Source organism: Zhongshania aquimaris, assembly GCF_019312595.1.
Classification (GTDB): Bacteria; Pseudomonadota; Gammaproteobacteria; order Pseudomonadales; family Spongiibacteraceae; genus Spongiibacter; species Spongiibacter aquimaris.
The window spans coordinates 57,065-68,925 of sequence record NZ_JAHWDQ010000008.1; the positions used below are offsets into that span (position 1 = coordinate 57,065).

The 11,861-nt window shown below is 47.9% G+C and carries 10 protein-coding genes; 7 read left to right on the top strand and 3 right to left on the bottom strand.

Annotation, left to right across the window (positions count from 1 at the left end):
* Nucleotides 1–128 precede the first annotated feature (128 nt).
* Genes KXJ70_RS18690 through KXJ70_RS18710 form a run of 5 tightly spaced genes read left to right on the top strand, consistent with a single transcriptional unit; the run spans nucleotide 129 to nucleotide 5,073 of the window.
* Nucleotides 129–2,285: a dihydrolipoyl dehydrogenase family protein gene (locus KXJ70_RS18690; RefSeq protein WP_219045076.1), complete on the top strand. Its 2,157-nt coding sequence runs from the start codon at nucleotides 129–131 to the stop codon at nucleotides 2,283–2,285.
* Nucleotide 2,286: 1 nt separating this feature from the next.
* Nucleotides 2,287–3,141, top strand: coding sequence for a DUF547 domain-containing protein (locus KXJ70_RS18695; protein WP_255558580.1), 855 nt, complete (start codon nucleotides 2,287–2,289; stop codon nucleotides 3,139–3,141).
* Between the two features lie 27 nt (nucleotides 3,142–3,168).
* A complete protein-coding gene (locus KXJ70_RS18700; RefSeq protein WP_219045077.1) occupies nucleotides 3,169–3,873 on the top strand; it encodes a TIGR04283 family arsenosugar biosynthesis glycosyltransferase in 705 nt (234 codons plus the stop codon).
* Complete coding sequence (locus tag KXJ70_RS18705; protein WP_219045078.1) at nucleotides 3,866–4,546, top strand: TIGR04282 family arsenosugar biosynthesis glycosyltransferase; 681 nt, start codon at nucleotides 3,866–3,868, stop codon at nucleotides 4,544–4,546. The genes KXJ70_RS18700 and KXJ70_RS18705 overlap by 8 nt, the downstream gene beginning before the upstream one ends.
* Nucleotides 4,543–5,073, top strand: coding sequence for an MOSC domain-containing protein (locus tag KXJ70_RS18710; protein ID WP_219045079.1), 531 nt, complete (start codon nucleotides 4,543–4,545; stop codon nucleotides 5,071–5,073). The genes KXJ70_RS18705 and KXJ70_RS18710 overlap by 4 nt, the downstream gene beginning before the upstream one ends.
* Nucleotides 5,074–5,091: 18 nt before the next feature.
* Here the strand turns inward: KXJ70_RS18710 and KXJ70_RS18715 are convergent, their stop codons facing one another.
* Genes KXJ70_RS18715 through KXJ70_RS18725 form a run of 3 tightly spaced genes read right to left on the bottom strand, consistent with a single transcriptional unit; the run spans nucleotide 5,092 to nucleotide 8,138 of the window.
* Nucleotides 5,092–6,069 (bottom strand): CE1 family esterase, encoded by a 978-nt coding sequence (locus KXJ70_RS18715; RefSeq protein ID WP_219045080.1) that lies wholly within the window; start codon nucleotides 6,067–6,069, stop codon nucleotides 5,092–5,094.
* A 60-nt stretch (nucleotides 6,070–6,129) separates the two neighbouring features.
* Nucleotides 6,130–7,329, bottom strand: a complete 1,200-nt coding sequence (locus KXJ70_RS18720; RefSeq protein WP_219045081.1) for a hypothetical protein — start codon at nucleotides 7,327–7,329, stop codon at nucleotides 6,130–6,132.
* Nucleotides 7,330–7,343: 14 nt separating this feature from the next.
* Complete coding sequence (locus KXJ70_RS18725) at nucleotides 7,344–8,138, bottom strand: outer membrane lipoprotein-sorting protein (RefSeq protein ID WP_369409815.1); 795 nt, start codon at nucleotides 8,136–8,138, stop codon at nucleotides 7,344–7,346.
* 203 nt (nucleotides 8,139–8,341) lie between these two features.
* Here KXJ70_RS18725 and KXJ70_RS18730 point away from each other — a divergent pair, with 203 nt between their 5' ends.
* Together KXJ70_RS18730 and KXJ70_RS18735 are read left to right on the top strand one after the other, a co-directional pair.
* The gene (locus KXJ70_RS18730; RefSeq protein ID WP_219045082.1) at nucleotides 8,342–10,765 is read left to right on the top strand and encodes an efflux RND transporter permease subunit; all 2,424 of its coding nucleotides are present in this window, start codon (nucleotides 8,342–8,344) and stop codon (nucleotides 10,763–10,765) included.
* Nucleotides 10,766–11,180: 415 nt separating this feature from the next.
* A complete protein-coding gene (locus tag KXJ70_RS18735; RefSeq protein ID WP_219045083.1) occupies nucleotides 11,181–11,693 on the top strand; it encodes a hypothetical protein in 513 nt (170 codons plus the stop codon).
* The last annotated feature ends 168 nt before the right edge of the window (nucleotides 11,694–11,861 follow it).

Here is an 11,861-nt window from a genome sequence, read left to right on the forward strand (position 1 = left end):
ATTTTATGGCTAGTAGGCTTAAAGACACATGCGCTCTAGTAAAGAGGTTATGGCCTTAAAATGGCGTCCAAAGACTAAAGGTCTAAGGTCTTATCCTTGCAAATAAGTAGGCCTATTAAGAGGTGGTAATGCTAAAGAAAGTCGTGTTTTTAAGCTTGATTGCACTCCTTATAGTCGCATTTTTTGGCTTCGGTTTCGATCATTACCTCAGCTTAGACGGGGTCAAACAACTACAAATCGACCTCGCGGCATGGCGTACCGAGCGGCCTGTGATTTTGGCGGTAATATTGTTTTTCTCTTATATCGTTATTACCGCATTGTCCCTCCCCGGGGCCGCTGTGATGACATTGCTGGTGGGCGGCATCTTCGGTCTAGCGTGGGGCGTTTTGATTGCATCGTTCGCATCGAGTATCGGTGCTACGCTCGCCTTTATTATGACTCGCTACGTGTTGCGAGATTCAGTGCAAAGCCGCTTTTCCAGTCGACTAAAGGCTATTAACGACGGGGTCGCCCGCGACGGTAGTTTCTATCTTTTTAGTCTTCGTCTAGTGCCGGTATTCCCCTTTTTCCTAATTAATATGTTGATGGCCTTAACGCCTATCAAACTGAGGCAATTTTACTGGGTTAGTCAGCTTGGTATGTTGCCGGGGACCTTGGTATATGTGAATGCGGGCAGTCAGCTTAGTGAGTTATCGAGTTTATCGGGAATATTGTCGCCCTCATTATTGTTCTCCTTTGTACTCCTTGGCGTGTTCCCTTTGCTTGCGAAAAAGACTTTGGGCTGGCTTGCTGCGAGAAAGAAAAATAGCCAGTGGTCGCGCCCTCGAAAATTTGACCGTAACTTAATTGTTATCGGTGGCGGAGCAGCCGGATTGGTTAGCGCCTATATCGCGGCGGCAGTAAAGGCGAAAGTGACCTTGGTCGAAGCCCACAAGATGGGGGGCGATTGCTTGAACTATGGTTGTGTGCCGAGTAAAGCCTTGATTAAAACCGCCAAACTTGCAGCGCAGCAGCGACATGGTGAGCGCTATGGTCTTGGGGCGACTCAGCCTCACATCGACTTTCGACGCATTATGGCGCGGATAAATGACGTCATCTCAAAAATTGAGCCTCATGATAGCGTAGCGCGCTATACCGAACTTGGTGTTGAGGTGTTGCAAGGTTATGCGCGACTAATTGACCCTTGGACTGTGGAAATAGCCTTGAATGACGGAGGTGTGCAGCGCTTAACATCACGGGCTATAGTTATAGCCGCGGGTGCTGAACCGGTGGTGCCGCCATTGCCTGGACTAGACGCGGTGGGATACGTAACCAGCGACACTTTGTGGGAGTCGCTGGCGGAGAGTGAAAAGCCACCTGCTCGCTTGCTGGTGCTAGGTGGCGGGCCAATTGGTTGTGAGTTATCACAGAGCTTTGCAAGGCTGGGTTCTGAGGTTACCCAGCTTGAAATGCTTTCCCGTATTATGATGCGTGATGATGAAGATGTATCGGCGGCGGCAGCGCAGTCACTGAAGGACGACGGCGTAAAAATTCTCACTAGCACTAAGGCGATTCGCTGTGAGCGGGATGGCAAGCAAAAACGTATCATTGTGTGCGACGAGGCGGGGAGCGAGCGGGAGATCGAGTTTGATGTCCTGTTGTGCGCAGTTGGCCGCAAGCCGCGAACCAAAGGTTATGGCTTAGCGGATATAGGCTGCGACATTGAAAGCTTAAAAGGTAATGAGTATTTAGAAACCAGCTATCCCCATATTTTATTAGCTGGCGATGTTGTCGGGCCCTATCAATTTACACATATGGCCGCGCATCAAGCGTGGTATGCAGCGGTAAATGCCCTGTTTGGCAGCTATAAGAAATTTAAAGTCGACTATTCCCTTGTTCCCCGTGTGACGTATGTTGACCCCGAAGTGGCCAGTGTTGGCCTCAATGAATTGGAAGCTAATGAGCGGGGGATTAGTTACGAAGTAACACGATATGGTATTGATGATCTTGACCGGGCAATTTGTGACAGCCAAGCTGAAGGCTTTATCAAGGTTCTCACGGCACCAAAAAGCGACCGGATTCTGGGTGTTACCATTGTAGGCGCACAGGCAGGAGAATTATTGGCCGAGTATGTTCTGGCGATGAAGAATGGTATCGGCCTGAAGAAAATTCTGGGCACAATTCACAGCTATCCGAGTATGTCGGAAGCAAATAAGTATGTAGCTGGTGAGTGGCAAAAAGCGCATACCCCGCAGTGGGCTTTGAGTTACTTAGTTAGGTTTCATGCATGGCGAAGAGGTAAGTAAGATGGTTTTTCATAAAACAATAAAAATATTACAAGGTTTTTTAGTTGGCGTATTTCTATTGTCTCTGGCAATGTCGTCATTTGCGGCGGATTTTTCTCATCGAGCTTGGGATGACTTACTGCAACGGCATGTCCGTGTGATAAACGACGGTCAGGCTTCACAAGTTGATTACGCCGCAATGATGAATGACCGCAAAACGCTGCAAGCGTATTTGGCGAGTTTGTCGGCAGTTACCCAGCCTGCATTCGACGGTTGGTCAAAGGATCAGCAGTTAGCGTTTTTAATTAATGCCTATAATGCTTGGACGGTTGAATTCGTGCTAACCAGTTACCCCGATATTGAATCTATCAAGGATCTCGGTTCTTTTTTTGGGTCGCCCTGGAAAAAGGAGTTTATAAATTTATTGGGCGAGACCCGCAGTCTCGACAATATTGAACACACACTTATTCGCGGTTCGGGCCTATACAATGAGCCGCGCATTCATTTTGCCGTGAATTGCGCGAGTATTGGCTGCCCTGCATTATTGAACCGCGCGTACACTGCGGCGCAATTAAATAGGCAATTAGAATATGTTACTCGTAAATTCTTAAGTGATCGCACTCGAAATTATTTCCTTAACGCGGAGCTGCATGTATCACCCATTTTTAATTGGTATAAAGCAGACTTTGAAAAGGGCTGGGGTGGCGCGAATTCGGTGTCGGAATTTTTAGGGCTCTATACTGATGCTTTAGGTTTGGGCGAGACTGGTGTTGTCGTGATTGTTAATGGTAAACCAGCATCTCAACATTTACGGGAAGGCAGCTTAGGTATTAGCTACACCGATTACGATTGGGATTTAAATGACGTTCGTCAGTGAGGTTTTTTCCTGTGGTCGTATAAATAAATGAGTATACCGCCTGAAAATTCACTTCCTGTTTTGTCCGTGGTCATTCCAGTACTAAATGAGGCCGCAGTGTTGCCAAGCTTATTGGCGACACTGGAAAGGCAACTTGCTAGCGTCAATTTTGTTGTTGAGGTGATATTTGTCGATGGTGCTAGTGTTGATAACTCCGCAGAACTAATTAGAGCACAGGGATATTCCTGCGTGCATAGCGAACGCGGGAGGGCGCAGCAAATGAATACCGGTGCAGCTCAGGCCTCAGCAGGAAAAATATTATTTTTGCACGCTGACAGTGACCTTGCCGATGGTAGCTTTAATGCGGTAGTGGCCGCGCTGGAAACTAAACATTGGGGGCGCTTTGATGCTCGTATTTCCGGCGACGCAATGATGTTTTTCGTGATTGCCTTTTGCATGAACTGGCGCTCTCGACTCAGCGGTATTGCAACCGGTGATCAGGGGATATTTGTTCGACGGGCAAGCTTTGAAAAGGTTGGCGGCTTTCCAAATCAGGCGTTGATGGAAGATATCGCCTTGTCGGCGAGGCTTCGGAAGCTATCATCTCCAGCGTGTTTGAAATTAAAAATATGTACCTCTGGTCGTCGCTGGCAGCAGCGAGGAATATGGCGAACAATCTTTTTAATGTGGCGTTTGCGGTTTACATATTGGCTGGGCGCGTCGCCTCAAAAATTGGCGAAACGCTATGAATAATACACTGCCAAGTAAGAAGATCTGTGTTCAGATTATGGCTAAGGCGCCAGTAGCGGGTTTAGCTAAAACACGTTTAATTCCAGCCTTGGGCGAAGTTGGTGCCGCAGCTTTGGCCAAAAAAATGCTTGATAAAATTTTGAACGATTGTACAAGTCTGATGGAAAATCGTGAGTGGCATTTTGAATGTACGCTGTGGATGACGCCTGTGCCGGAATCACCCAGTTGGCAGAGTATAAAAATTCCAAATGGTATTCAGCAGTCTTCACAGTATGGCGATGATCTCGGTGAGCGGATGGCACATGCCGTGGAGCAAGGGCTTACTGCCGATTCCTGTGCAGTTATTATCATTGGCAGTGACTGCCCCGAAATAAATCCATCGGTGTTGATCTGGGCGGCGACCGTCTTGCGAGATCACGACGCTTGCATGGTTCCCTGCGCGGATGGCGGCTACGCTTTATTAGGGTTGCGTAACTATGAGCCACGACTGTTCGTTGATATTCCATGGAGTAGCGAACACGTTGCGGATTTAACTCGGCGACGTTTGATTGAGTGTGGCATGAGCTATGTCGAAGCGGCGCTGGTTCACGATATAGATGTCGCAGCTGATCTTGCTTATCTACCTTCAGCTTGGCCAGAGTCTAGACTTGCAATGCATATTAGGACGGAAAAATGAATGCACAGGGTCGCTTAATCTCCCGTTTTTTAGATGAGCTGCCGGCGGGGAAGCTTGAGTGGATTGGAGTGCGTCCCGAGCGTAAAGTGCCGATGGTCTCGCTGGCGAAAACGATTGCGATTGCTGACCGGGGTTTGCAGGGTGACCGCAGGCTAGATGGCAGCAAAGGGTCGGCTCGGCAAGTGAGTATAATCAGCGTCGAGTTTATTCGCGCTATTGCCGACAACTTGGGGCGTGAACATATTCCAGTCGATATTTTAAGAAGAAATTTGCTGGTGTCGGGCATTAACCTAAACGCTCTGCGGCATCAGTATTTTACGATAGGCGATGCGGTATTTCAGGCAACAGCGCAATGTCACCCCTGTTCCCGAATGGAAACGGCGTTGGGTAAAGGCGGTTTGGTAGCGATGTTGGGCTACGGTGGTTTGTGCGCTAAAATTTTAGAGTCTGGTGAGATTAAATGCGGTGATGAGTTAGTGTATATGCCACCAGACCAATATCAAGAGCGGCAGCTCAGCTTGTATTAGTGTTTGACCGCTGCGGCGCTAATTCATTTGTCGATGGAAGAAGGCCCATATTTCGGCGGGGCCATTGATCTCCTTGCTAGTTGCACCAAGGATGCGTGGAAATCTAAAGTAGGGTTGCGGAATAGTGTGTCCACCGCCGGTCACCGTATACAGCATAATTTCTGCGTGTTGATTGTCTCGCCATGCAATGTATTTTGTTGCAGTGGGGTCGTCGTGTTGGCTATTAAAAAAATATTTGGTCTCGCTCGGCGCGCCGTGATACCCCGCAGTGCGGGCGAAATGTTCGGCGGTGGCGATGGACGACAATACATCGCCACGGTCACCGAAGCCGAATAGCGTTACTCGGCCGCCATGATAGGGGTTTATCGGATCGTCGGTGCCATTCATTACTAACACCGGAACGGCTACGCCCTTGTCGAAGCAGTCCAGATTGCTTGCGCTGGGTAAATTGGCGCTGATTGCCGCAATGCCGCCAATGTTGTTCGGCTGCTCTAAAGCAAATCGAAAGCCCAAATGCCCCCCGTTTGAGAATCCCGCCATAAAGGACTTGGTAGAATTGCTGCCAAAGCGATGTTGAAAATGGCTCATAAGCGTTTTGATAAATTTAATATCGTCTATGTTTTGTGCCCGCGCGGGATAGTTGGCCGTCTTGCGGCAATCATTCCAATTATTTTTATACCCTGCGGGATATACCAATATAAACTTGTGTTGATCGGCAAGTTGTTCGAATTGGTATGCGGTATATCCGCGGATGTCGTCAATGCTTTGTAATGACCCGTGTAGCATGAAGACGAGGGCAGGTTGATCCGGTAAATTATTAGGTAGATAAAATGAGTAGCTGCGCTGGATGTCGTCGATCTCTAATGTGTCACTGCGGAATTCGCCATTAAGAGCGGGGCGAGATACAGCGGGACTGTATCCATAATAAGCGAGCAGCAAAGCAATACTGGCTATGATGCTAAGAGCAATACTTTTAATACCAGAGCGTTTACGCATGATAGGTTTCTTTATTATTGAACGCAGGCAGAGGACAAAACAAAATCGTGCAAAGGCCTCTTAGTAGTAATACTCCAAACCTATCTCGATATAGCTATCTCTTCGCAAGGAGTAGATAGGATCTAGGCTATCATCGCCGTGAAAGTGAAATACCTCTGCGGTAACTCTAGTGCTGTCGCCAATTCGGGTACTGGCCTCCATAAACGCGGATCGACTGTCTTGATCGTCAACATCTTGGCTGTAGCCAAACAAAATTTCACTTGAGGCGATGTCATTTAAACTGAGCCTGCCGCCAACAAAGATATCGTTTTGAAAGGGGCTGGCGTTCGGCCGTGGCCTGGAATCATAGGAATATTCTAATAACAATCCTAAATCCCAAAACAAGCTATTGATACCCGTTAAGGTATATTCAAATCCAGCGGTACTGGCAGCGTAATTGTCGGCCAAGGAATGTCCAATACTGCGCCGATAAATGGCTTCTAATTTCCATAGCCAGTCACCGCTAACATATTGAGCATCAATACCACTTTGCTCAATAAGCGCATAGTGGGGAATGAGAGCAATGCCCGCAGCTGTGGCTCGCGGCAGGTAAAGTGGCTCACGGGATGTGCCATTAAACCATGACAGGCCAACATTCCAGTCGCCAAGATAATGGCTCCAGCGCAAGGCGTAGTCGATGTGCTCCTCTTTTCTGTCAGACTGATATTGCTCGGCATCGTTTAGCGTAATGGGTATCGAGCGCAGCCGGCCTTCCTTACCCGCAAACTCGCGCTCGCGGAATGTCGGTAAGACAAAAACATCCACTACTCCCCAGTCTTGTATGCTGGCGTAGTGAATCATGGGCTGGCCTAATTTATCTTCGCCGTCCGGAGCTTCAACAAAATCGGTTTGATTAATGATGTCGACCAGGTGCTGAGATTCAGTTACACCCCAGAAAATAGTATTCACGCCGACAGTTAACTCCCAGCTGTTGCCGACGTGCTGCCAATAAAATTCGCGAAGATCGGCGTGACTGCGCTCGTCGTCTTGGCTGTCGTAGCGGTAGAAGGCCTTTATATTGAAGCTGTCGTCACCGTCATTCCATTGCTGGTACCACTCGGGGGAGAGAACGCCAGACAGGGTTTCTGAGCCCTGCGCAGGGTCAGCGGCGGTGCTTGGAAAGGCGCGCGCCTGCACGCCGACATAACCAAGAAATTCCGCGTGGCTTAGCGACGCGATGAGGCTTGCCAACATGGCGCCCGCACACAGTTTTACATTCATTATTAATTTCTATCCTACCGCGCGCGTTTTAGGCTATTTTCAGTGAAGTCTTGCTCGTCTAAGCCGCTGCGGAATTGATAGTTACGTAAGAATACCTCGGTGCTTTTACCGTTGCGCTCATTCACCATGGTCTGCTTTGCTGGTCGCCAGAATTTGTCTAGGTGCAGTTGGTAGTCGCTCAGAGTTAAAGTCTTTAACACGCTCTCTTTGCGATCATAGAATTCAATTTTTAGAGCGCGATAGTGGGATTGATCTATCCACACTATCTCGCGGCTGTAGCCTGAGTATTTGTCGCGGGGAATGATTTCGACTACATAACACAGCTCTCCGTTTACCTCTTCGTCACGTAGCCAGCGGTAGTCGTATTCCTCCACTTCAAAGGAGCTAAGGTCTTCGTAGGAAAATTCGCTGCCCATAAACGGCCCAGATTTGTTCTTAGAGGCGATACGTTTAACGCGCTTTAATGCGGGCAAATACAGCCATTGGTCGTCGTCGGCATTGTTGTGGGTAAAGCTCAGAAAGGCGGTGCCTTTGACGTCGTTGGGGCTGTCAAAAATAGTCATCGACTTGTCGCCGTCATTTTGTACTTCTAGTGACAAAATGCGCATTTCCCGTCGGGTTTCCCGCCCGCCGCGAGTATGCAGCACCATTTCCATTTCCGCGCTGCTGTCGACCCAGCCGCGATCTCGACTTTTCATCTCTTTGGCTATTGCTAGACCTTTGTCTTGCGCCTCATCGGCGATGAGCGCGGGCGAAATTATCACGCTTAGTGAGAATAGAATGCTCGCGGTAAACCTTTTTATTATCACGCTAGGTGCTCCAGAGTGGGGAGGTAGTTTCAAATCTAATGTTTATTGTGTATGCGCACCAAGTTAAAGCATAATTACCGGATAAATCAAATATTCTTGGCGGCCAGCCCTTTGTTCGAGGGAAGGGCGTGGCGCTTTGTGGTTTGTCACTGAACACTGATTTACATCATTAATAATAATCATAATAAGGAGCGTGAGCACCAATGGCGGCAACAGAGAATAAATTTGTAGATCGCGTAGACGCCGTGTTTGGTGGTGTCGCCAGTTGGGCGGTTAACCATCGCGTCATCGTCTTGCTGTTGTCACTGCTGATGCTGGGTGGAGGCATCTATTTTGCTGGCAAAGTACAGAGCGATAATAGCCTGGACGCCTACTTTGACAAAAGCGATCCGGTGTATCTGTCTTACACCGAATACTTAGATGAGTTTTTGTCTGATGAAGTGACCTACATCATATACCGCGTACCAGACCGCCCGCACGGACCTTTTAATTACGAAGCCATGGGCCAGATCGCCCAGTTAGCACAGGCCTTTGAGGATGAAGTGCCCTATGTGCGCGACGTGATTAGCTTGCCCACGGTGGAGTTTATTCGCGCTGATGGGGACTCAATTAATGTCGATGAATTGATGCTGGATTTTCCCGCAGATCAAGACGCTTTGTTAAAACTGCGGGATGAGGTGCTAAGTCGTCCACTCTATGTCGATTATCTTATCAACCAGAAAGCAGATTACGCTGCCATCATTTTAGAAATGGAACGCAGCAGCGTCGACCCGCTGGAAGATATTATTTACGATGAGGCCAAGGGCAATCAGTTAGAAAACCTCTATCCACAGGTTAGTGATAATAAGCTGCGCGAGATTATGGCGCGTCCGGAATATGCCGGTATCGATTTCTTTATTACCGGCGATGTACCGATGAACTCGGCCTACAATCACGTCTTCATGGAAGATTCTGCCATTGGCACTGTCGTTACCTTAGTTGTCTTGGCGGTGTTGTCCTTTATACTTTTTCGCGTTAGTTTGCTTGGCCTGTTTGGGCCGCTGGCGGTGGTGGTACTTAGCATTGTGATGGTGCTGGGTATGATGGGCGCCTTTGGTTGGGTGTTGGGGCTGTTTTTTGGTATTGTGCCTACCTTGCTGTGTGCGGTGGGGGTGGCGCAATCTGTCCATATTTTATTAGAGTTTCAGCGCGCCTATGCACAAACCGGTGACCGCAAACTTTCGGTAAAAGCGGCGATATCTAAAGTGGGTGGCGCCTGTTTACTGGCGTCGGTCACCACCGCGGTTGGCTTTCTGGTAATGACCGTTTCGCAGTTAAAAGTCCTCAGCGAAATGGCGCTGTATGCAGCCTCGGGGGTGATGTTTACCTTTATATTGTCTATGACCTTGTTGGTGGTCGCCCTCGCATCGGGTAAGTCGACGCCGGTAAAAGCAGATAAAAAAACGCGGCCTGTAGTGCAGCCACCGATACTTTGGCTTGTTGAACGCTGTATCGCGATTAATTTGAATCATCCCAAGGCGCTATTGTCTGCCGGCACCGTCGTGCTTGTTTTTTTCTTGGCGGGTTTGAGCCAAGTAAAAGTCGATTTTAACTTCCTTGAAGACTTTAAGCCTAGCGTTGAATGGCGCCAGCACACTGAGCTCGCAGAGAGTGTGATGGGTGGCATTTTAAATGTGACCTACATTATCGATACGGAAGAGCCTGAAGGCGTCAAAGACCCCGAGATATTGCGTGCGATTGATCGTATTCAACAATTTGCGGAGGCGCAGCCCCTAGTCAAAAAGACTTACTCTGTGGTCGATATTCAAAAAGACCTTAATCGCAGTTTTCACGGCGATGATCCAGCCTGGTATCGTCTACCCGAAGATCGAAATCTAGCCGCGCAATATTTCCTGGTTTACGAAATTTCCGGTGGTGAAGAGCTACGGGAGTTTGTGGGACAAAATTACAGTCGCACCGTGCTGGAAATGCGCGTTGAAATGAGCGGCTCCGCTGCCATAACGGAATTGCTGGCGACAATTGACGACTATATTGCTGAAAACCCGATCCCTAATGCCATGGTTCGCAAAACCGGTATTGGCTTAATGTGGGTAAAAATGGGCGAGTATATTGCCGACACCCAGTTGATCGGCTACAGCCTGCTATTTGTTATGGTGGCAGGCTTTCTGTGCTTGGCATTCGGCTCAATAAAGGTTGGGCTGCTGTCCATGATCCCAAATTTAGCTCCGGTGGTTGTGGTGCTGGGACTAATGGGTTGGCTGGGTATTCACCTCGATTATATGAAGTTGCTCTTAGCTACCATCGCGATAGGTATCGCGGTGGATGACACCTTGCACCTTGTTATTCGATTCCGGCGCTGCTTTATGAGCTGCGGTAATTACCGTGTCGCCTTAGCGGACTCTATGCGAGACGTAGGCCCAGCGCTTGTGATTACAACCATCATTCTGCTAGGAGCCTTCTCTTGCTATTTGCTTTCCCAGCTCGCGATTATTTCAAGCTTCGGCATATTGCTGAGCGTTGCTATTAGTGTCGCACTGCTGGCAGACATGTTGTTTATGCCGGCACTGCTTATGATCACCAAGCCATTTGGTCCTGAGTTTACACCTGCGAGCAATACTGGCTCGTAAACTTGATGCCGGAGGTTGCGGGCGTGGGGGCTAATCTAATAGGAGCTGGGCGAGTTTTGATTCATCTTTAAACCGGCTCGGTTGTCACAATAGCGGTCAGTCGCTGAATAGCGCTGAGTTGTCAAAATTACTCGGGTAAGTCAAACTCGTATTCAGCATCATTGCGCTCACTAATCCTGGTGGAAATCACTTAAGCAATTGATTTATATTGTAAAGTGATTATGCTCAGGGCTAAGGGATTCCACATCAAATGCAGGATGCATACAAATAAAAAATCATTTCAGACTTGCTAACACCCTGATTCAAATAGAATTATCCTGCTTAATCTCGATAAAGATTAGACTCGCGATGCATACGAAGTATAAAGCGCAGCGCATTTGAATTTACTGTTAACTTTACTATCGGATGATTCGATATGGAAAATAGTTCGAATGTAATAGCTTGGTGGGGAGCAATACTTTCAACTATTGTGTTTGTTTGGAATATCATCGTTTGGAAATTATCTGGCCCAAAGGTTGAAATAAGTATCTCTCCATTTGTATATGATTGGATGGGTAGCGTTGAATACCTTCCAGGTGAAGAAGTGGTCGAAAACGGTAGCACAATTCGGAAAATGAAGCCGTTTATTGCTGTAGAAATCAGAAATACTGGAAAGTCAGCTACCACTCTATTAAGTATAAGGTTCGCTCAAACTGATAGCCCATCCGGAATGCGAGAAAGAATGAGTAGCACTGATGACTACGAACCGTTCTCAAATCCTTTGCCTGCTGTTCTGGAGCCTGGACACATTTGGCTATGTAAGTTTGATCAAGAGCAGGCCTTACTGTATTACAGGGAAAATGAAACTCCTTATTTTTCAGTCGACATTAGGCATACCCACTCAAAAAAATGGGTACGCAAGACGATAGAGATAGATGAACCAAGTTAACAAGTTTGTCAAAAGGACGCTCCTATCGTCGCGCCTTTTACAAAAGCGTTGAGGCTGTATAAAAACCCCCATTTCGATAAAAGTTTTGATAAAATTGGCCAAAGCATTAAGGAGTGATGCGAATGCCTAAGTTCAAACCCTACGACTACAATCAAAGCGCAATGATTG